Below are 21,235 nucleotides of genomic sequence, written 5' to 3'. Positions count from 1 at the left end.
CACGGCTGAAGTGGCGTGACACAGAGCCGGGAAGCGCCCCACGCGCTTCCCGGCTTCCCCCATTTCTTCACAGAGCGGCCTCGTTCCCTTGAACCTTCGCACCCGACTACGCACCACCCCAGCCGTGTGGACCGCGCCGATCTGGCTCGGGATCATCGGCTTCTACTACTTCTACGCCCTGCACTTCGAAGACTCCTACCAGGAAGTCGTCAACGGCCCGCTCTGGGCACCCGAACAGGTCGAAGTGGCGCTGTCCTACTTCTACGCGTTCGCCTACGCCATCACCCTCGGGCTCGCCGTGTGGGAGGGCGGGCGGTTGAAGCGGGACGGGGTGTGGCAACTCGCCCCCGGCCGATCCCGCTATCGCGTGGCCGCCCACATGCTGGCACCTGTAGTCGCCGCGGGCTGGCTGGTGCTCGTGCTGCCGGTGGTGATGCGCCTGATCGAGACCCGGCTCATGCCGACCCCGGCCGCCTTGGCGCCGCTGATCATGGCCATGGGCAACGTGTGCGCGTACACGGTGATCGGCTGTGCCCTCGGACACCTCACTCCCCGCATGATCAGCGCACCGTTGTCTGCCGTCGCCGTGTTCTACGTGATCGTCGAGACCGTGAAGTACGACGCCCCGACGTGGCCCCGGCACGTCTCGGGTCAGCCGGACACCTCCCTCGGATTCGGCGAGGAATACGGCGCCGCCACGCTGGTTGCTCCCTTCCTCTTCATCGCCGCGCTGGCAGCGGTGGCGGGAGCGTGGTGGATTCGTACGGCAGGACAAGGCCGGTGGGCGATACGCGGCGGCGCCGCCGTGGCAGCCGTGGCGCTCATGACCACGTGCGCCCATGCCGCAGGAGGCTGGGCCATCGCGGACGGCCCCGTCACCTCCCATCACGCCCCAGCGCGCTGCACCGGCAGCGCACCGCGGGTGTGCATGGCCGAGGCCGGCGGCGCGGTGGAGAAACTCGACCAGGTACGCCAGCAGATCGTGACGTCGACGGCCAAGCTCCGTGCCGCAGGAGTCAAGGTGCGCATGCCCGCCACCGTGTCCGACAGCCTCCTCAACGGCCGAGACCGCAAAGCCTCGTCGAACACCACCTGGTGGCTCCCGCTCTCCCGGCAGGCCGGACAGGCGGGGGGCGGCATGACCGCCATCCGGTACGCCGTCCTGCGCAACAGCGTCACCTTCCCCTGCGCCTTCCCCTCCTCCTTCGAGTCCGCGCCCTCGGCCGACTACGTCGTCAACCACGACGCAGCCATGCTCTGGGCCGCCGCGGTCATCGACGCAGACCGGCCTTATCTGGCATGGCGCAGAGGCGAGTACGGCGGAGCATTCCAGAACCCCCGCCAGGTCCTGAACAAGGTCACGCAACGCACCGACGACGCCTTGAAGCTCACTGCCAAGCAGCAGACTGCCTGGTTCCACGAAGAGCAGGCCAAGGCCTGCAGCCTCGCTGACCAGGGGACCAAGTCGTGATCTGGTGGATCAAGGCCCGCCGCCTGCTCCCCGTGCTTCTGCCCGGCACCGCGGCATGCATCCTCATCGTCGCTCTCGCGCATGACCGGGCCATTGAGCTGCCCGGCATGCTGACCGCCGGCGCCAACCAGGTCTTCCTCATGCAGCTCATCCCCCTCCTGGTCACCTCCACTCTCGCCCACTGCCTCACCCAGCGTCTTGACGAGGCCGAAGTAGTGGCCACCCGAAACCTGCGCCGCCTTGACATGCTCGCAGTCCTGACGTGCGTATCTGCCGTGGCAGTGGCCGGAGTGGCCATCGGCGCCGTGGCAGGTTCCGACGAAGCCGCCACGGTCGGCCGTAACACCGCCTTCCTCACCGGCCTCATGCTGCTCGCCGAAGCCGTACACCCCAAGGCCGCCACAGTGGCGCCGGTCGGATGGGTGTTCGCCATCATGTTCCTCGGTCACTCCGACTACCACCGCCCCTGGCCCTGGGCCGTGACCCTGCACGCCCCGCCCAGCCTCCCTGCCTCCATCGTCTGCCTGATCGTCTTCCTCGGCGGCCTCATCGCCCAGGCCCGCATACGCCGCACCATGTGAAAGGCCGTCCCGCCCATGCCCGTTGAGCTCCATGCCGTGTCCTACTCCTACGGCCGCAACAAACCCCGCGTCCTCGACCAGCTCACCTACACCACCCCGCACGGCTTCACCGTCCTGCTCGGCCCCAACGGCGCCGGAAAATCCACGCTGCTCAAGCTCGCCGCCGGCGTCAACCAGCCCGCCAGCGGCGCGGTACGCCTGGGCCGACTGTCCTCGACGACCCGGGAGTACCGCACCAAGGTCGCCTGGATGCCCCAGAGCATCACCGCGATGACCGGCCTCACCGCCCGCGAACAAGTCGCCTACACCGGCTGGCTCAAAGGCATGAACCGCACAGATGCCTGGGATGCGGCGGCCACCGCCCTGGACCGGGTACAGATGAAAGAACGCGCCGGCATGAAGACCAAGCAGCTCTCCGGCGGTCAGCTGCGGCGTGTCGGCGTGGCCTCCGCCCTCGTCCACGACGCCCGCGTTCTGCTCCTTGACGAACCAACCGCCGGCATGGACCCCACCCAGCGCCGCGTCTTCCGCGATCTGATCCTCCGCCTGGCCACCGACGAGGTACAGGTGCTGATGTCCACCCACGACGTCGCCGACCTTGCCGAAGAGGCTGACCATGTCACTGTCCTCACCGAAGGCTTCATCACCTTTACCGGCACCACCCGGGACTTCCTCGATCATGCCCCCGCCCAGACCCCTGCGGGTCGACAGGCCGAAGCGGCGTACACCGCCATCTCCACTCACGCCATTTCCGCCAGGTAGAAAAGCCAAAGGCCCTGACGGTTACCCGTCAGGGCCTCTGGTCTGCTGTGCGCTCGGCAGGCCCGCTCGCTGAGGCAGGCCGCGGAGCTACGCGTCCGCCGCCTGGGCCCGCAGGGCCCGTTCGACGCCTGCCCGGGACTCCGTGATCAGGCGGCGCAGGGCCGGTGACGGGGATGCCGAGGACAGCCACGCGTCCGTCGTGTCCAGCGTGGCCTGGGAGATCTGGAGCGACGGGTACAGGCCCACCGCGATCTGCTGCGCCATCTCGTGCGAACGCGAGTCCCACGCCCCCTTGACCGCCGCGAAGAACTTCTCCGTGTACGGGGCGAGGAGTTCACGCTGGTCCGTCTGGACGAAGCCGCTGATCACGGACTCCTGGATGGCGTTCGGGAGTTTGTCCGAGTCGACCACGGACGCCCACGCCTCCGCCTTGGCCTCCGGCGTGGGCCGCGCCGCCCGAGCCGCCGCCGCGTGCCGCTCGCCCGCGGCCGTCTTGTCGCGGTCCAGCTCCGCCGTGATCCCGGCCTCGTCGAGCCTGCCCGTCGCCGCGAGCCGGTGCACGAAGGCCCAGCGCAGCTCCGTGTCCACCGCGAGACCGTTGATCGACTGCTTGGCCGAGACGAGTTCCTCCAGGAGCGTCAGCTGCTCCTCCGTGCGCGCCGTGGCCGCGAACGCCCGCGCCCACGCCAGCTGGTGGTCGCTGCCCGGCTCCGCCGCCCGGAGGTGCGAGAGCGTCGCCTCCGTCCAGCGGGTGAGCGCCTCGTCGCGCCCGGACGGCGCCGCGTACAGCTCAAGGGCCAGCTTCACCTGACGGTGCAGGGACTGGACGACCCCGATGTCCGACTCCTTGCCGATGCCGGACAGGACGAGGGACAGGTACTCCCGCGTCGGCAACTCCGCGTCCCGAGTCATGTCCCACGCCGACGCCCACGAAAGCGCGCGCGGCAGCGACGCCTCGAAGTCACCGATGTGCTCCGTCACGAACGCGAGCGACTCCGCGTCCATGCGGACCTTCGCGTACGAGAGGTCGTCGTCGTTCAGGAGGATCACCGCCGGGCGCTCCCGGCCCAACAGCGCGTCCACCGCCGTCAGTTCGCCGTCCACGTCCAGCTCCACGCGGTCCGTGCGCAGCAGCTTGCCGCTCGCCTCGTCGAGGTCGTACAGGCCGATCGCGATCCGGTGGGGGCGCAGTGTCGGCTCACCCTTCGCGCCCGCCGGGAGCGCCGGCGCCTCCTGCTTGACCGCGAACGACGTGATCTTGCCCGTCGTGTCGACGTCCACCACCGGACGCAGGACGTTGATGCCCGCCGTCTCCAGCCACTTCTTCGACCAGGTCTTCAGATCGCGCCCGCTGGTCTCCTCAAGCGCGCCGAGCAGGTCGGACAGGCGCGTGTTGCCGAACGCGTGCGCCTTGAAGTACGCCTGCACGCCCCGGAAGAACTCGTCCATGCCGACGTACGCGACCAACTGCTTCAGCACCGACGCGCCCTTGGCGTACGTGATGCCGTCGAAGTTGACCAGGACGTCGTCGAGGTCGCGGATGTCCGCCATGATCGGGTGCGTCGAGGGCAGCTGGTCCTGGCGGTACGCCCACGTCTTCATGGAGTTGGCGAACGTCGTCCAGGAGTGCGGCCAGCGCGAGTTCTCCGCGTACGCCTGGCAGGCGATGGACGTGTACGTGGCGAACGACTCGTTCAGCCAGAGGTCGTTCCACCACTCCATCGTCACCAGGTCGCCGAACCACATGTGGGCCAGCTCGTGGAGGATGGTTTCCGCGCGCGTCTCGTACGCCGCGTCCGTCACCTTCGAACGGAACACGTACTGGTCGCGGATGGTCACCGCGCCCGCGTTCTCCATCGCGCCCGCGTTGAACTCCGGCACGAAGAGCTGGTCGTACTTGGCGAAGGGGTACGCGTAGTCGAACTTCTCCTGGAACCAGTCGAAGCCCTGCCGCGTGACCTCGAAGATCGCGTCCGAGTCGAGGAACTCGGCGAGCGAGGGACGGCAGTAGATGCCGAGCGGAACCGACTGGCCGCCAGGACCCTCGTACGAACTGTGGACCGAGTGATACGGACCGACGATGAGCGCCGTGATGTACGTCGACATGCGCGGCGTGGGCTCGAAGACCCAGACGTCACCGCTGGGCTCCGGGGTCGGCGAATTCGAGATGACCGTCCAGCCGGACGGCGCCTTCACGGTGAACTGGAACGTCGCCTTGAGATCGGGCTGCTCGAACGAGGCGAAGACGCGGCGGGCGTCCGGGACCTCGAACTGCGTGTAGAGATAGGCCTGTTGGTCGACGGGGTCGACGAACCGGTGCAGACCCTCACCCGTGTTGGTGTAGTCGCAGTCGGCGACCACCTTCAGCTCGTTCGGGCCCGCCTCCAGGTGCTTCAGCGCGATGCGCGAGTCACGGAAGACGGCGGCCACGTCCAGCGAGTGCCCGTTCAGGACGGCCTCGTGGACCGCCGGGGCGACCAGGTCGATGAACGTCTCGGCGCCCGCCTCCGCGGAGTCGAAGCGCACGGTGGTCACCGACCGGTAGGTGCCGCCCTCTTGCGCGCCGGAGAGGTCGAGCTCGATCTCGTACGAGTCAACGGTGAGCAGCTTCGCCCGCTGCTGCGCCTCTTCGCGGGTCAGATTGGTGCCGGGCACGCGGTCATCTCCTCAGGAACGTCAGGTGCGACTTGTGGCGTTTCCGGCCATCCTTCCACGTGGGTCCGCGTACGTGTCCGGGCATGGTCGGTGGGCCGCCGCGCGGCATTGTTCGAGGGCTGCCGTGCCGCTACCATCCGCGCGTCGACTAACGCCCCGGGGGGAGCGTTCATGGGACTCCGACGACCACTGCGATTACCGCGATCAGCGCGATCAGTGCGATCAGCGCGACTACTGGGATTGCCCGGCGCGAGGTGCGCCCCATGATCGACGTACTCGTCGCCGGAGCCGGGATCGGCGGGCTCACAGCCGCCCTCAGTCTGCACGCGGCGGGCATCGGGGTGCGGGTCGTCGACGCGGTGGACGCGCTGCGGCCCGTCGGGGTCGGCATCAACCTCCTCCCGCACGCGGTACGGGAGTTGACGGATCTCGGCCTCGGCGCCGAACTGGCCGCCACGGCCGTCCCGATCGCCGAGACGATCCACTTCGACCGGCACGGCAACCACATCTGGGGCGAACCGCTGGGGCTCGCCCGCGGTCACCACTGGCCGCAGTACTCCCTGCACCGCGGCGCCCTGCAGCTGATCCTCCTCGACGCCGTGCGCGACCGCCTCGGCGAGAACGCCGTCCAGACCGGTACGGCGTTCGTGCGGTACGCGGAGCCGGAGGGCTCGGGGGCGCTGCGCGTGACCCTGCGGGACGTGCGGCGCGGGCGGGAGTTCGCGGTGCCGGTGCGGGCCCTGATCGGAGCCGACGGGCTGTACTCGGCGGTGCGGGCCCGGCTGCATCCCGGGGAGGGGCCGCCGCTGTGGAACGGCATCCGGATGTGGCGGGGCGTCACCGAGTGGGATCCGGTGTTCGGCGGCCGGACGATGGCGTTCGCGGGCAGCAACGCGGCCGCGAAGCTCGTCGTCTACCCGATCTCGCGGGAGGCGGAGGTGCGGGGGCGCGCGCTGCTCAACTGGGTGGCGGAGGTGCGGTTTCCGGTCCACCACCACGGAGCGCCGGGCCCCGTGGACTGGAACCGCTCCGGCCGCCTCTCCGACGTCCTTCCGCACTTCTCCGGGTGGCGGATCGGGGACCTGGACGTGCCCGCGCTGCTTGCCGCGACCGGTTCGACGGGCCGGATCCTGGAGTACCCGATGGTGGACAGGGACCCGCTCCCCTGGTGGGGGCGCGGTCCCGTGACCTTGCTGGGCGACGCGGCTCATCCCATGTACCCCGTGGGGTCGAGCGGGGGCTCGGAGGCGGTGCTCGACGCGCGGGTGCTCGCGCGGTGCGTATCCCTTGCCGGGGTGGACCGGGTGAGTGGGCTTCGCGCTTACGAGGCGGAACGGTGGGGCCCCGCCAATGCCGTGGCGCTTGCCAATCGGGCGATGCCGGTGGATGAGGTGCTGCGGGCTGTGGCTGAGAGGGCTCCGGAGGGGTTCGCGCGGGTGGAGGATGTGCTGACGGGGGAGGAGTTGGCGGGGTTGGGGGAGGGGTATCGGCGTATGCGGGGTAATTGGTAGCGGTGGCTGGCCCCGGGGCCTTGGTTGCCGTCAATCACCGGCTTCGCCGAGTTCGTCCTCAAACGCCGGACGGGCTGGAATTCCCGCCGGTCCGGGGAAATCTTTCAGCCGTCCGGCGTCTGAGGACGCCCTCGCGCAGCGAGTTTCGGGAAGGGGCGGGCTTGGGGAAAGCAACGTCTGAAATCCGCCAGCTCCACCCACCCGCACGCGTGACCCTTACCCCATGACCTACGACCCTCGCCCCATATCCCCCACCGCCCTGAAAGAACTCCGCATCACCGACGACGCAGGCCGCCCCACCCACCCCTACGTCGACACGGAAGGCGGCGACCCCCTCCGCTGCTGCCTGCGCCCCATCGCCCCCGGCGAGAACGTAGCCCTCGTCTCGTACGCACCCCTCCGCCGCTGGGCAGCGGAGACCGGCGCAACCCCCGGCGCCTACGACGAGCAGGGCCCGGTCTTCATCCACGCGCAGGACTGCGAGGGCCCCACCCCGGGTGAGGGGTACCCCTTCGCCCGCCCCGGAGCCCTGCGCACCCTCCGCCGCTACAACGCCGAAGGCCGCATCGTCGGCGGACGCCTGTTGGAGATCCCGGACCCGGCGACGGAAGGCTTCGACGCCGCCTTCGCGGAGGCCTTCGCCGACCCGGAGGTCGCCCTCGTGCACGTCAGGGCCGTCGAGTACGGCTGCTTCCACTTCGAGGTCCGCCGCCCCTGAGCAGCCCCTACGACACAGCCCCCACCGCCCGCGCGAACGCCCGCACCCGCTCTGTCTCCGCGTCCCGCCGCCACACCATCCCGAGCACCGAGTCCGGCACCCCCTCCACCGGCACGAACGTGACGTCGCGCCGCCCGTGGTACTCCGCCGTGGGGCGGCACAGCAGCATCGCCCCGCGTTCGGCCGCGACCAGCGTCAGGCCCTCCTGGAGGGTGCGCACCTCCGGTGCCGAAACGGAAGAGGGGGCCTGTGCCATGCGCCAGTACGCGGGGGCAGGCGCCGTCGCGGAGATCAGCGGCACCCCCGTCAGCTCGGCGGCCCGCAGCGACGCGCGGCCCGCGAAGGGATGGCGTACCGACACCGCGACCGTCTGCTGCTGGCGGGAGAAGAGCGGGCCGAGCACCAGGTCCGGCTCCTCGACGGGCAGCAGCACGATCGCCGTGTCCACGTCCCCGTGCCGCACCGCCCCATTGGGGTATCCCCTGCTCATTAAGAGCTTGGGGAAGGATCCGCGAACGGCACCTCCACGATCTCCGTCACACAGCCCGGATGCCGCTCCTGGAAGTCGGCGATGGCCCCCATGAGCCGCGCGTCCGCCGTCCCCTGGAAGCCGATCCGCAGCCGCCCCGTGACCCCGCGCGCCGACTCCCGCGCCGCGTCCACCGTGGCGCTCAACGTCTCGTACGCGGGGCGCAATTCGGCCAAGAACCGCTCGCCCGCCGGAGTGAGACGCACCCGTCGGCTCGACCGCTCCACGAGCCGTGTGCCGATCCGTCGCTCCAGGTCACGAAGGAGCTGGCTGACGCGGCTCTGCGAGACGTAGAGCCGCTCGCCCGCACGGCCGAAGTGCAGCTCGTCGGCGAGCGCGATGAAGCACTCCAGCTCCCGTATCTCAAGCCCGCCCACCAGGAACCGTCCCGCCTCTCATCGATGAGCCTCGCTCATTCAAGGATGAGATCTTCGCCGTTGTTCCCGGCAGGGTCCCCGGCGAAGGCTTGACCTCATGAAAGCCACCCCGACCACACTCTCCGAACCCGTGCTGCCACAGCGCTCCCTGCCCCTTTCCGTCCTCACCGTCGCCGCCACCACCTTCTCCGTCGTCACTACGGAAATGCTGCCGGTCGGCCTCCTCACCTCCCTCTCCTCAGGGCTCGGCGTGTCCGACGGGACCGCGGGCCTGACCGTCACGCTGCCCGGCGTGGTCGCGGCGCTCGCCGCCCTGCTGCTTCCCGTCGCCGTGCGGCGCGCCGACCGGCGGACGGTCCTCGCGACGCTCATGGTGCTGCTCGCCGCCGCCAATCTCCTCTCCGCGCTCGCGCCCGCCTTCGGCGTGCTGCTCGCCGCGCGGGTTCTCGTGGGCGTCTGCATCGGAGGCGTGTGGGCGATCGCGGCCGGACTCGGTGTACGGCTCGTGCGCGAGGAATCCGCTGGGCGTGCCACCACGGTGATCTTCAGCGGGATCGCCGTGGCGTCCGTGCTCGGCGCCCCCGCCGGTACGTTCCTCGGTGAACTCGCGGGCTGGCGCTGGACGTTCGCGGTGATGGGGGCCTTCGCGCTGGCGGTCGCAGGGCTGCTCGCGGCGGTGCTTCCGCCGCTGCCCGCCTCGGCGGCGGTCCGGCTCGGTACGTTCCCCGGGCTGCTGCGGAACGCGCGGCTGCGGGCGGGATTGACGGTGGTGCTGCTTCTGGTGACCGGGCACTTCGCCGCGTACACCTACGTACGCCCCGTACTGGAGCGGGTGCCCGACCTCGGCGCCGGGCTGATCAGCGGCCTGCTCCTCGCGTACGGGATCGCGGGCATCGTCGGAAACTTCGCGGGCGGCGCGCTCGCGGCCCGCGACCCCCGCCGGGCGCTGCTCGCCATCTCCGCGGGACTTGCCGCCGTGGTCCTGCTGCTCGGGCCCGCGGGCGGCTCGCTCCTCGCGTCGGTGGCGCTGCTCGTCGCGTGGGGCCTGGCCTACGGCGGGGTATCCGTCTCCACCCAGCAGTGGGTCATCGCCGCGGCGCCCCGCGCCCGCGAGGCGGCGTCGGCGCTCTTCGCCGGAGTGTTCAACGCGGCGATCGCCCTGGGCGCGCTGACCGGCGGCCTGGTCGCTGACGGCTTCGGGACGACGGACGTGCTGTGGCTCGGTGGCGGGCTCGCGGCGCTCGCGCTGCTGGTCGTCGGGTACGCGAAGGGGGCGACCACCGAATGAATGTCGGTGGCCGCCCCCAGCGGCGTACGTACCAGTAGTGCGGTAGTGCGTCAGCCCTTGAGCTCGGCCGCCACCAGCTCCGCGATCTGCACCGCGTTCAGCGCGGCGCCCTTGCGGAGGTTGTCGTCGGAGATGAAGAAGGCCAGGCCGTTCTCCACCGTCTCGTCGTTACGGATGCGGCCCACGAAGGAGTCGTCCTTGCCCGCCGCGACCAGCGGGGTCGGGACGTCCGAGAGGACGACGCCCTCGGCCGACGCGAGGATCTCGGTGGCGCGCTCGGCGCTCAGCGGACGCTCGAAGCGGGCATTGACCTGGAGGGAGTGACCGGTGAAGACCGGCACGCGCACGCAGGTGCCGGAGACCTTGAGGGCCGGGATCTCCAGGATCTTGCGGGATTCGTTGCGGAGCTTCTGCTCCTCGTCGGTCTCGTTCAGACCGTCGTCGACGATGGAGCCCGCGAGCGGCAGGACGTTGTACGCGATCGGCGCGACGTACTTGTTCGGCGCGGGGAACTCCGTGGCCGAGCCGTCGTGCGTGAGCTTCGGAGCGTCGTCGCCGACCTTCTTGACCTGGTCGAAGAGCTCGTCGACACCGGCGAGACCCGAGCCGGACACGGCCTGGTACGTCGCCACGACGAGCGCGGTGAGCCCGGCCTCCTTGTGCAGCGGCTTCAGGACCGGCATCGCGGCCATCGTCGTGCAGTTCGGGTTGGCGATGATGCCCTTGGGGCGGTCCGCGATCGCGTGCGGGTTGACCTCGGAGACGACGAGGGGGACCTCGGGGTCCATCCGCCAGGCAGAGGAGTTGTCGATCACGACGGGACCCTGCGACGCGACCTTCTCGGCCAGCGCCTTCGAGGTCGAGCCGCCCGCGGAGAACAGGACGATGTCGAGGCCGCTGTAGTCGGCCGTGGAGGCGTCCTCGATCGTGACACCGTCGAGTACCGAGCCGGCCGAGCGGGCCGATGCGAACAGGCGCAGCTCGTCCACCGGGAAGTTCCGCTCGACAAGGATCTTGCGCATGACCGTGCCGACCTGACCGGTGGCTCCGACGATTCCGACCTTCACAGGGACATCCTCCGTATGTGCATGGGCACAGGCTTTGGCCTGCGCCAGTTCCATCATGCGTCTGTCCACGGCCGCCTTGTCCAATCCATTGTCCGAAGTTCGGGATGTCACATTCCCGTGGCCCGGATCCGGACCGGGCCGAACGTTTCGGGCGCTCCCGGCGTCCTAGGGGAAACGTGGGGACGGGAGGGTGTCTTGCTGCGCGGAAAAACGCGACGGGACCGGCGGGAGCGGGAGCGGGAGCGGGAGAGGGCCGATCCGCTCGACGCGGCACAGGAGGACCGGGTGCGGGCGGTGCTCGCGCTCGGCGGGGTGCCGCACGCCGATCTGCCCGACGGCGTCCAGCAGGTCAGGCTCAAGCTCCTTGAGCGTGCGGCGGACGGGCGCGAGGCACCGCGTGACGTGTCCGCGTGGGCGGCGGTCGTCGCCTCCAACCTCGCCATGGACTGGCACCGCGCGCGCCGGCGGCAGGAGCGGCTCGGGGAGCGGCTCGCCGTGCTGTGGCGGGAGGCGACGGACGAGGACGGGGCGGAGTCGCGGGCGCTCTCGATGGCCGTGACCCAGGGCCTCGACGCGCTGCCCGACACTCAGCGACAGGTCGTCGTGCTGCGCTTCTACGCCGATCTGCCAGTACGGGCGATAGCGGACGAACTGGGCATTCCGGAAGGCACGGTCAAGAGCAGGCTGCACACGGCGGTACGGGTCCTGCGGACGCGGCTGCACGAGGGCGAGGTGGTGTGAGGGTGGCCAAGGACGAGTACGACCACGATGGCGACCACGACGCGCTGATGCTCGCCCTCACGGACGAGCCCGTGCCCGGGGGCGCCGGGCAGGACCCGGAGCTGGCGGCGGAGCACGCCGCGGCTGTGGCGGATGTCGCACTGCTCCGGGAGCACATCGGGGTGGTCGGGCGGGCGCTGGCGGCTCCGGAGAGGGCGGCTCCGGAGAGGGCGGCCCCGGAACCGGGGCCGGTCGTCGCCGTACGCCCCGCCGGTGTCCGGCGGCGGTACATGACGATGGCGCTCGGGGTGGCCGCCGCCACCGCCGCCGCCTCGCTGGTGGGCGGGCTCGCCTGGCTCGCGGTGGAGAGCGGGGGCGGGACCGGCGGTAGCTCCGACTCCGACGCGGGCGCGGCGAAGGAGGTGGCGCCGGACGCGGGCGACGAGAAGGCCGGGGGTTCGGCGGACCAGTCGCACGAGGGGTACGTGGCGTGCGCGCGGCTCATCGTGGAGGGCACGGTGAGGCGGGTCGAACCGATCCCCGGCGGCGTCCAGGACCGGATCGTCATGGACGTGTCCCGCTACTACAAGCCGAGCCGGGGCGAGAAGCAGATCACGTTCGTGATGAACGTGGACGTGGACCCGCGGCTCCGCCCGGGCGACCGGACCCTGATCGGCATCGCGAAGGGCGAGGCGACGCCGGACATCTGGTCCACCGGCGCGAAGGACATCGCCAAGGACCGGGCGTGGATCGAGCGGGCGCTGCCGCGGGCGGAGGGGATGCGGTGCTGACGTGGGCGCCACACGCCGGACGCAAAGCTACGTGTAAGGGTCTCAATCCATCTATGGTTACTACATGACCCAAGTGCCCGCGCCCGCGCCCGACTTCACACCCACCGACGACGTCTTCGTCCGCAAGCACATGGGCGTTCCGGACATCGACGTCACGGACTGGGCCCTGGTGGTGGAGGGTCTGGTCGAGCACCCGCTGAGCCTGGACATGGACGCCGTCCTCGCGCTGGGCACGGAGCGGCTGCCCGCCTTCCACGAGTGCTTCGGGAGCCCCTTCGCGCCGGACGTGCCGACGCGGGCGGTGGCGCAGGTGGAGTGGGCCGGGGTGCCGCTCGCCGCGCTCCTGGACCGGGCGGTGCCGCGTGCGGCGGCGCGGCACGTCTGGTTCGAGGGCGCGGACACGGGGTCCTTCCACGGGCGGGACGGCCTCACGTACGTCAAGGACCTGCCCCTGCCGGTGGCCCGCCGCGATGTCTTCCTCGCCCACCGGATGAACGGTGAGCCGCTCCGTGCCGAGCACGGGTTTCCCTTGCGGGCGGTGGTGCCGCGGATGTTCGGCACGAACTCGGTGAAGTGGCTGACCCGGATCGTCCTGGCGGACGGCAGGGCGGACAGCGTGTTCACCACGGAGTTCTACAACCGTGTCCTGCCGGGGGACTCGGAGCCGAGTCCGGTGCGGGAGGTGGATGTCAGCAGCAAGTTGTTCGTGCCGGGAGAGGGTGAGCAACTCCCGGCTGGGCGCGCTGAGTTGTCTGGCCGCGCCTGGAGCGCGACGGATGTCGTGGGCGTCGAGATCTCGGTCGACGGGGGCCCTTGGGAGCCGGCCGTGGTGGACCCGCCGGGCTCAGGCCCGACATGGCAACGCTTCTCCCTGACCCGGGAGTTGGCTCCTGGTGCGCACCGGATTCGCTGCCGGGCGAGGGATCTCGCGGGGCGCGTACAGCCGTTGGGCGGTGCCCGTAATTCGGTGCACGAGGTGGGGGTTGAGGTTGGGGAGTAATGGCCTCAAACGCCGGCCGGGCTGAAGAGTCAGCCCGGCCGGAGCTTGAGATGACGGCACGCAAGGCTCAGGCGCAGCCTACGGCGCCGCGACCTTCTCGATGATCACGCTGCCGGTACCGGCAACCGTGCCCCGCCCGTTCAGGAGAGACACCTCACCGAACAGCTGGCGCCCCTCCGCCGCGGGCGCGTCCGCCGCGATCTCCGCGGTGACCTGCGCCGACGCGCCGTTCGCCAGCTTCACCGGCGCCGACTCGTCGACCTTCACCGAGCCGAGCGCGCCCGAGAAGAAGACATCCCGGTAGTCGTACGCGGTGGTGCCGGACGGGATCGAGTAGCCCACGACCTCGATCTCGTACGTACCCGCCGCCGGCTTGGTGAGGCTGACCGACTCCTCCGAGTCGCCGTCGGCCGAGGAACCCACGACCACCCCGCCCTTCGAGACCGACAGGTCGAGGTCGGCCGCGGCGTCCGCCGTCGAGCCGATGGCCACGTCGAGCCGCTGCGCGCCCTCGGGCACGACCACGGTCGTCGTCTGCGTCTCACCCTGCTTGATCGACGGCTTCGCCGCCTTCGCGGAGCCGAGCGGGCCGCCCTTCAACTTGCCGTCCACCGCGGCGAAGTTGTTGGTGACCTTCCAGGAGACGGGCGCCGGAGTACCGACCTTCGCCTCCGGCACCGTCTGCACGGCGGGGTCGAAGGCGACACCCAGCGCGGAGACGTCCAGCTTGTAGGGGTTGTCCAGGAGCGGCGACGTCCTGCGCGACTCGACCTCGATCTCCCACACGCCCGGCTGCGGGTCGGGGTACGAACGCAGGTCGGGGCGGCAGGTGTTGGCCGGGTTCTCGTAGTTCGCGTAGCAGACGAGCGAGGACGTCGAGTCGACCGGGACGCCGTACGGGTGCACCGCGATGAACCGCGTCTGGCTCTTGTCCTTCAGGCCGCCGAGCGCCACCTCCAGGGACTTGGCACCCTTCGGGACCGTCACGAAGTACGACTTGGTGCTGTTGCGCTGCACCGAACCGGACCCCGAGAACGTGTACGCGGGCTTGGCGAGCGGCGTCGAGACGACGACCGTCGACATGATCTGCTGGTCGATGCCCTCGGAGCGCTCGTCGTCGACCGTCAGGATCGCGCTGTGCACGCCCGCCGACTTGGCCTTCGCCTGCACCTTGACCGTGACCGGCTTGTTCAGGGGCAGCGTCACCGCGCCCTTGCCGAGCAGCTCGAAGGTGCGCTCGTGGTTGTTGACCATGTCCAGCTCGTGGCGGATGCCGCGGTCCGGGCCCGATGTGCGGGTGATCGTGACGTCGTACGTCCGCTTCTGGCCGGTCTTCAGGCCGCCCTCACGGTCGTAGATGCCGGTGCCGGGCTTCTTCAGCTCCTGCTCCAGGGCGGTGTCGACCGGAGCCTTCACCGTGTACGTGTGCGCCTTCGCGTCGTCCTCGATGGCGTTCCAGGCGTCGACCACGTTGATCAGGCCGGTGCCCTGCGCGTACGCCTGCTCGCCGGGGATGCGGTCCGCGGTGGAGGTGAGGGCGGTGCGCAGCTTCGCCGGGGTGAGGTCGACCTTCTCCCGCTTCGCGGCGGAGAGCAGCAGCGCCGAGGCGCCCGCTGCCTGCGGGGACGCCATCGACGTACCCTGCAACATCGAGTAACCGGCGGGCAGTTGGTAGCCCGCCTCGGCGACCGGGGAGCCCGGAAGCCAGGTCTGCGTGGTGTTGATGGCCGCTCCGGGCGCGGAGATGACCGGCGCGAAGCCGCCGTCCTCGCGCGGGCCGCGCGAGGAGAAGTTCATCATCGCGTACTTCTTCTCCACGGCGGAGCCGTAGTTGGCGGCCCAGGTCTCCTTGGAGATGGAGGCGCCGACCGAGATGACCTTGTCGGCGAGGCTCGGGTCGCCGATGGTGTTCGCGCCGGGGCCGGAGTTGCCCGCGGAGATCACCAGCTGGACGCCGTAGGTGTCGATGAGGCGGGTGTAGAGCTCGGCGCGCGCGTTGTTGCCGTCGTTGAGCGCCGGGAGGCCGCCGATCGACATGTTGACGATGTCGACGCCGCGCTTCGTCACGAGGTCGATCATGCCCTCGGTGAGCGCGACGTTGGTGCAGCCGCCGCTCCAGGTGCAGGCGCGGGACGACACGAGCTTCGCACCCGGTGCCGCGCCGTTCATCTTGCCGCCGAACAGGCCGTTGGCCGCGGTGATGCCCGCGACGTGCGTGCCGTGCTCGGACTCGATGACGCCGATGTTGACGAAGTCGGCCTTCTTGCCGACCCAGTCGCCGCCGTACGGGTCGGTCGGCACGTCCTTGCGGATCTCGACGACGAAGGGGACGCGCTCGACGACGTCGGTCGCCGGGTCGTCCTTGCCGAAGTAGGCGACCTGATGGCCGTCCTTGTACGGCTTCATCGTCTCGTCGTCGGTGAAGTCGTTGTTGTCGTTCAGGTCTACGCGAACAGTGCCGCCGGTGCCGGCGGCCGGGTCGTAGAGCACGCCCCAGCTGTCGGTGGTGTCGCCGTCGCGGTTGATGTCGCCCTTGGCGTCGCCGCCGGTGGTGGCCGACTCGCGGAAGCGGTTGACCTGGAAGGAGCCCGCGGGGGCCTTCCACGTCTCGCTGTCCCAGGTGAAGACGGGGCCGCTGACGGGGTTGGTCATCCGCCGCCAGGTGCCGTCCGCGTCCACGATCGGGTCGGTCGCCGTCACCCAGTCGGTGATCTTGCGCTCGCCCGTGGTCGTCTTCTGGAGCGCGGGGTGGCCCAGGTCGACGCCGGAGTCGAGGATGCCGATGGTGGTGCCTCGGCCGTCCGCCTTCGGGTGCTTCTTCACGAAGTCGACGGCGCCCGTCTCGAAGGACGGGTTGTACGGGTTCTTCGCCGGGGTGTCCTTGCCGGGCCCGGCGTAGGTCCCCTCGGCCGCCGTCTTCGCGCCCTTGGCCCGGTCGGCTGCGGGCGTCGGGTCGTCGAGCTCGATCTCGTGCCGCAGGTCGATGCCGTGCACGGACGAGAGCTTCCCCGCCGCCTCGATGGCGGCCTCGGCCTTGCCGGTGGGCACGGTGGCGCGTACGTAGCCGAGCTTGTCGTACGTCCGGCCGACCGAACCGCCCTTGACGGCGTCGAGCTGGTCCGCGACCTGCTCGGTGGCGCCCGGCGCGGTGGCGACCATCATCGTGACGGTCTTCTCGCCGTCCGCCTTCGCGTCCGCGAGGAGATCGGCGTCGGCCGAACCGAGCTTCTTCTCGGCGGACTTGGGGGTGGTCTGGCCCCCGGGGTCGCCGGGGCCCCCGTCGGCCGCGAGGGCCATGGGTATGGGCCCGGCGGCGGAGAGCGCGGCGGTGAGGCCGACGGCTATCGCGAGACGGGTCGTGCGTCTAGCACTGGATCTGTGCATCAGCATCCCTGTACGTAAAGGTCGAAAAGGTCCGGAATCCGGAACCGGATGACCGCTCAGCTTTACGTAAGGGACCGCTGTTTGGGGAGAGTTGTCGGGTTACGATCGAGGCGTGACGCAATCCCGCCATGCGCCATCGGCGACATAGCGGATGATTTTCCCCGGACGGCGGGGCCTAGGCCTCGCGGGCCCGTGCGTAATGGCGCGAGGCCTTCGCCCGGTTTCCGCAGGCGGCCATGGAGCACCAACGCCGGGTCCCGTTCCGCGACGTGTCGAAGAAGTGCAGGGTGCACGCCTCGTGCGCGCAGGGCCTGATCCGGTCCGGCGCGGTGGCGAGCAGCGTCAGATAGTCCCGCGCCGCCAGCCAGGCCGCGCCCCACGTCGCGTCCTTGAACTCGGGCTCCTCGCCCGGCCCTTCGGGGGAGAGGGTCGCCCGGATCCGCCCGTGCCCGAGGATCTTGTTGACGCGGGCGATCCCGGCGGTGGCGTCGGGGCCGTCCACGACGGTGGAGATCGCGTCGCGCGCCCGCAGTACGTGCTCCAGCGTCGCCTCGTCCGCGCCGAAACGGTCGTCGAGCCTGTTGGCGGCGAGCCAGACGGTCAGCCCTTCGGTGTCCGTGAGCAGATCCTGGCGCACGCCGTCCGCCATCCACCGGGTGTTGAGCAGGTCGAGGGAGAGCGGCTCGCCGACGAGCGGGCGGGGGTCGTGGGGGTCGCGGGGCGCGGCGGCGGTCATGGGGTGCTCCCTTCGAGGCTAACCAGTAAAGGTTACGTGACTGGTTGACTCCCTCGAATCCTAACTCTTAAAGTCGCTGTCATCAGTTAGCCCGCATCGAGTGGGCCACCGCTGACAAGGGGAGAGTCGTCCGCAGGTTGTCTTGGCTGGTCGCGCAGTTCCCCGCGCCTCTTCGGGGGCCTTCTCGGTAGGAGTGTCATGACCCCGTACGCCCCGTACCACCACGGCTCCCGTGCCGTTCAGGATCTCGTCGGTGTGCGGGAGCTGGCCGATCACGTGGGTCGGTCCATCGGCGACGGCATTCGTCCCGTCGCCGCCGCCTTCCTCGAACTCCAGCCCATGCTCGTGATCGGCGGCGCCGACCCGGAGGGCTCCGTGTGGGCCTCGCTGCTCACCGGTGAACCCGGGTTCGTGCGGGCCACGGGGCCGCGCCAGATGTCGATCGCGGGCGGACCGCGCGACGCCGACCCGCTCGCGGCCGCCCTCGCCCAGGAAGGCACCCCGGTGGGAACCATTGCCCTTGACCCCCGCACCCGCCGCCGCATGCGCCTGAACGGCCGGGCCCGTCCGACGCCCCGCGGGCTTGCGGTCGAGGCCGACCAGGTCTTCTCGAACTGCCCCAAGTACCTCCAGAAGCGGCAGCTGTTGCCCGGCAGGCGCGCGACCGGACCCGAAGCTCCCACCCGAGGAGCGGCACTCACCCCGGACCAGAGCGCCTTCATCGCCGCCGCCGACACCTTCTTCCTCGCCACCGTCCACGCGCACGGCGCCGACGCCAGCCACCGGGGCGGCAACCCCGGCTTCGTCCGCGTCGCTTCCCCGACCGAGCTCGCCTGGCGGGACTATCCCGGCAACTCCATGTTCCTGACCCTCGGCAACCTGGCCACCGACCCCCGCGCAGGCCTCCTCTTCCTCGACTGGACGACCGGCACCACCCTCCAGCTCACCGGCACCGCCCGCACGGACCACGCCGACGACGGCTCCCGCACGCTCCACTTCACCCTCACCGAGGCGCTCCAGGCGCACTCCGCGAGCCCCTGGCAGTGGTCCGCGCCGGAGTACTCTCCTGCCAATCCCATCCAAGGGGACTAGCGTCACTCCGTGAACAAAGAGCTTCGGGTGGCGGCCTACGCCGTATGCGTGCAGGACGGGCAGCTGCTGCTCGCTCGCTGGGTGGCGGGCGACGGCAGCAAGCGCTGGACGCTGCCCGGCGGCGGGATGGACCACGGGGAGGACCCGTACGACACGGTGATCCGCGAGGCCGACGAGGAGACCGGGTACCTCATCGAGCCCGTCGTCCTGCTCGGCATCGACTCTCTCCGCCGCCGCTATCCGCGCAAGCTCGGCGCCGTCGCCGACTTCCACGGCCTGCGGATCGTCTACGAGGCGCGGATCACCGGCGGCGAACTGCGTCACGAGCGGGACGGTTCCACCGATCTCGCGGCCTGGCACGCGCTGGACGACGTCCCCGGACTCGACCGGGTCGGACTCGTCGACATCGGGCTCGACCTGTGGCGGACCCGCCCGGAGGACGGGCACATCGCCGCGCCCTCCTGAGGGCCCGCAGCGCCTCCCCTTCCCCGAAAGATGAACATGGAGTGACCGCCTCCTCTCGGCCCGGAGAGGGGTGCGTGACCGCGGAGGGTGCCTGATGATCCACGTACGGTGATCGGCGTTGCCCGTTGCGGTCTCGTTAACGTGCAGGTCATCCCGGATGCCAACGATCCAGTACGAGCGGGAATTTCGCCTGGTGCGGAGCTGCCCGCGACCACTGCCGACGCGTTCGCAATCGGGGAGACCGCGCCATGTCGCGCATACGCATCGTCGCCACCGCCGCCCAGTCCGCCGCCCAGTCCGCCACCCACTCCGCCGTGTCCGCCGTGGACCGCCGGGCCTTCCTCGCGGCCACCGGAGCCGTCTCCCTCTCCGCGGGCATCGGCTATGCCATGCGGCCGGGCACGAGTCATGCCGCGCCCAGCAGACCCGCCCCCGTCGCACTCTCCCGGCAGGCGCCCGCCGCCCCCCTCGCGCCGTACCGGGGCGGCACCACGCTGGGGGCCGTCGCCACCCCGCGCGGCACCTCCGGCTACCGGCGGCTCGGCGACGGCCCCGCCTGGGAGCGCGTGGTCCGCGGTGATCTCGCCGCCGCCAAGAACGGCCGCGAGGGGCGGCGCACCCCGCTCGCCGCGTTCGTCCAGTTCACCGACCTGCACCTGGTCGACGTGCAGCATCCGCTGCGGTACGAGTATCTGCGCGCCCAGACCGCGAGCGCCTGGCGCCCGCAGGAGGCCCTCTCGGTGGCCGGCGCGGTCGCGCTCGTCGAGCGGGTCAACGCGCTGCGCGGCGCGCCCGCCACCGGATCGCCCCTGCACTGCGTGGTGACGACGGGCGACAACACGGACAACAACTCCCGCTCCGAGCTCGACTGGTTCCTCAAGACCATGAGCGGCGGACGCATCAACCCCAACACCGGTGACCCGCGCCGCTACGAAGGCGTCCAGGACAGCGGCCTGAAGCTGTACTGGCACCCGGACGACGACCTCCGCGACTCCGACAAGGCCCTCGGCTTCCCGCAGGTCGACGGCTTCCTGGAGGCGGCGCTCCGCGAGGTCAACAGCCCCGGCCTCGGGCTGCCCTGGTACTCGACCGTCGGCAACCACGACGCGCTGCCCGGGGGCTGCTGGGGGCCCGGCGACTCGTACTTCGCCGAATTCGCCGTCGGGGGACGGAAGTTGATGTCCCTCGACGAGTCGCGCGGCGCCGCGCTGTGGAAGTCCGTCAAGAAGGGCCGCGACCCCAAGGGCGCGCACTTCAAGGAGCTTCTGAAGAGCGAGGCGCGGCGGATGCGCTCGGTCACTCCGGACGAGAGCCGCGCGCCCTTCACCCCCGCCGAGTACGTCCAGGCCCATCTCGACCCGGCGTACAAGGGCCACGGACCCGCCGGCCACGGCTACACGCAGGAGAACCTCGACGCGGGGACCCAGTACTACTCCTTCCGCATCAGCGACGACGTACTCGGCATCAGCCTGGACTCGACCGACCCGGGCGGTCACTACGAAGGCTCGCTCGGCACGGCCCAGATGGACTGGCTGGAGCGGGAGTTGAAGGCCAACGAGCAGGAGGACGGCGGCGGGTCGTACGTCATCGTCTTCAGTCACCACACCAGCCGCACCATGCGGAATCTGCGCCAGGACCCGGACCGACCGCGCGAGGGCAGGCACGGCGGCGACGAGATCGTCTCCCTGCTCGGCCGCCACCGTTCCGTCCTGGCCTGGGTCAACGGCCACAGCCACAAGAACAGGATCACCGCTCACCAGACGCCGCGCGGTTCGTTCTGGGAGGTCTCCACGGCCTCGCACATCGACTTCCCGCAGCTGGCCCGCGTGGTGGAGCTGAGCGACAACCACGACGGCACGATCTCCCTCTTCACCACCCTCATCGAGTCGTCGGCCCCGCACCGCACGGATTACGCCGATCTCTCCCAGACCGGCCTCGCCGCGCTCTACCGCGAACTGTCCTTCAACGCCCCTGGCGCCAAGCCCGCGCTGGGCGGTGAGCCGGGCGACCGGAACACGGAGCTCATCCTCAAGAAGGGCTGAATTCCGCTCAACCCGCGTGGGGCGGTCAACCTCCGCACCAGCCCCA

General features: G+C 70.5%; 16 protein-coding genes and 1 pseudogene. 12 read left to right on the top strand and 5 right to left on the bottom strand.

Going from position 1 to position 21,235, the window contains the following annotated elements; all coding sequences use genetic code 11:
• The first annotated feature begins 88 nt into the window (after positions 1-88).
• From E5671_RS18465 to E5671_RS18455, 3 genes are read left to right on the top strand one after another with little or no spacing between them, the layout of a single operon-like run.
• The gene (locus tag E5671_RS18465) at positions 89-1,471 is read left to right on the top strand and encodes a hypothetical protein (RefSeq protein WP_160505065.1); all 1,383 of its coding nucleotides are present in this window, start codon (positions 89-91) and stop codon (positions 1,469-1,471) included.
• Entirely contained in the window at positions 1,468-2,052 is a 585-nt protein-coding gene (locus E5671_RS18460) for a hypothetical protein (protein ID WP_160505064.1), read from the top strand. The genes E5671_RS18465 and E5671_RS18460 overlap by 4 nt, the downstream gene beginning before the upstream one ends.
• Before the next feature lie 15 nt (positions 2,053-2,067).
• On the top strand, positions 2,068-2,814 hold the full coding sequence (locus tag E5671_RS18455; RefSeq protein WP_160505063.1) for an ATP-binding cassette domain-containing protein: 747 nt from the start codon (positions 2,068-2,070) through the stop codon (positions 2,812-2,814).
• A gap of 87 nt (positions 2,815-2,901) precedes the next feature.
• On the opposite strand, the gene pepN is transcribed toward E5671_RS18455, so the two are convergent.
• Entirely contained in the window at positions 2,902-5,469 is a 2,568-nt protein-coding gene (pepN, locus tag E5671_RS18450) for an aminopeptidase N (RefSeq protein ID WP_160505062.1), read from the bottom strand.
• Between the two features lie 263 nt (positions 5,470-5,732).
• Here pepN and E5671_RS18445 point away from each other — a divergent pair, with 263 nt between their 5' ends.
• Positions 5,733-6,980 carry a flavin-dependent oxidoreductase gene (locus E5671_RS18445; protein ID WP_160505061.1) on the top strand — a complete coding sequence of 416 codons (1,248 nt, stop codon included), beginning with the start codon at positions 5,733-5,735 and terminating at the stop codon, positions 6,978-6,980.
• Between the two features lie 223 nt (positions 6,981-7,203).
• The gene (locus E5671_RS18440) at positions 7,204-7,698 is read left to right on the top strand and encodes a DUF1203 domain-containing protein (protein WP_160505060.1); all 495 of its coding nucleotides are present in this window, start codon (positions 7,204-7,206) and stop codon (positions 7,696-7,698) included.
• A 7-nt stretch (positions 7,699-7,705) separates the two neighbouring features.
• Here the strand turns inward: E5671_RS18440 and E5671_RS18435 are convergent.
• A pseudogene (locus E5671_RS18435) lies at positions 7,706-8,604 on the bottom strand (LysR family transcriptional regulator).
• Positions 8,605-8,701: 97 nt separating this feature from the next.
• Between E5671_RS18435 and E5671_RS18430 the strand changes: the two are divergent.
• Positions 8,702-9,892 (top strand): MFS transporter, encoded by a 1,191-nt coding sequence (locus E5671_RS18430; RefSeq protein ID WP_160505059.1) that lies wholly within the window; start codon positions 8,702-8,704, stop codon positions 9,890-9,892.
• 50 nt (positions 9,893-9,942) lie between these two features.
• Here the strand turns inward: E5671_RS18430 and E5671_RS18425 are convergent, their stop codons facing one another.
• Positions 9,943-10,959 (bottom strand): aspartate-semialdehyde dehydrogenase, encoded by a 1,017-nt coding sequence (locus E5671_RS18425; protein ID WP_160505058.1) that lies wholly within the window; start codon positions 10,957-10,959, stop codon positions 9,943-9,945.
• A 195-nt stretch (positions 10,960-11,154) separates the two neighbouring features.
• On the opposite strand from E5671_RS18425, the gene E5671_RS18420 reads away from it, so the two are divergent.
• The 3 genes from E5671_RS18420 to E5671_RS18410 all read left to right on the top strand — a co-directional run bounded on the left by E5671_RS18420 (position 11,155) and on the right by E5671_RS18410 (position 13,470).
• Entirely contained in the window at positions 11,155-11,700 is a 546-nt protein-coding gene (locus E5671_RS18420) for a sigma-70 family RNA polymerase sigma factor (protein WP_160505057.1), read from the top strand.
• A 2-nt stretch (positions 11,701-11,702) separates the two neighbouring features.
• Positions 11,703-12,470 carry a hypothetical protein gene (locus tag E5671_RS18415; protein WP_160505056.1) on the top strand — a complete coding sequence of 256 codons (768 nt, stop codon included), beginning with the start codon at positions 11,703-11,705 and terminating at the stop codon, positions 12,468-12,470.
• Positions 12,471-12,534: 64 nt separating this feature from the next.
• Positions 12,535-13,470: a molybdopterin-dependent oxidoreductase gene (locus tag E5671_RS18410; protein WP_160505055.1), complete on the top strand. Its 936-nt coding sequence runs from the start codon at positions 12,535-12,537 to the stop codon at positions 13,468-13,470.
• Between the two features lie 78 nt (positions 13,471-13,548).
• Here the strand turns inward: E5671_RS18410 and E5671_RS18405 are convergent, their stop codons facing one another.
• Both E5671_RS18405 and E5671_RS18400 read right to left on the bottom strand, forming a co-directional pair.
• Positions 13,549-16,854 carry a S8 family serine peptidase gene (locus tag E5671_RS18405; protein ID WP_237330189.1) on the bottom strand — a complete coding sequence of 1,102 codons (3,306 nt, stop codon included), beginning with the start codon at positions 16,852-16,854 and terminating at the stop codon, positions 13,549-13,551.
• 175 nt (positions 16,855-17,029) lie between these two features.
• Entirely contained in the window at positions 17,030-17,590 is a 561-nt protein-coding gene (locus E5671_RS18400) for a CGNR zinc finger domain-containing protein (RefSeq protein ID WP_160505053.1), read from the bottom strand.
• A 198-nt stretch (positions 17,591-17,788) separates the two neighbouring features.
• Between E5671_RS18400 and E5671_RS18395 the strand changes: the two genes are divergently transcribed.
• The 3 genes from E5671_RS18395 (at position 17,789) to E5671_RS18385 (ending at position 21,189) form a co-directional block, all read left to right on the top strand.
• Complete coding sequence (locus E5671_RS18395) at positions 17,789-18,682, top strand: pyridoxamine 5'-phosphate oxidase family protein (RefSeq protein WP_160505052.1); 894 nt, start codon at positions 17,789-17,791, stop codon at positions 18,680-18,682.
• A gap of 9 nt (positions 18,683-18,691) precedes the next feature.
• The gene (locus tag E5671_RS18390; RefSeq protein WP_160505051.1) at positions 18,692-19,147 is read left to right on the top strand and encodes an NUDIX domain-containing protein; all 456 of its coding nucleotides are present in this window, start codon (positions 18,692-18,694) and stop codon (positions 19,145-19,147) included.
• Between the two features lie 248 nt (positions 19,148-19,395).
• Positions 19,396-21,189, top strand: a complete 1,794-nt coding sequence (locus E5671_RS18385) for a TIGR03767 family metallophosphoesterase (RefSeq protein WP_160505050.1) — start codon at positions 19,396-19,398, stop codon at positions 21,187-21,189.
• Positions 21,190-21,235: the final 46 nt, after the last annotated feature.

Origin of the sequence: Streptomyces sp. BA2 (assembly GCF_009769735.1) — a bacterium.
In the GTDB taxonomy this organism is placed as follows: domain Bacteria; phylum Actinomycetota; class Actinomycetes; order Streptomycetales; family Streptomycetaceae; genus Streptomyces.
This window is presented reverse-complemented; position numbering and strand designations above follow the sequence as displayed.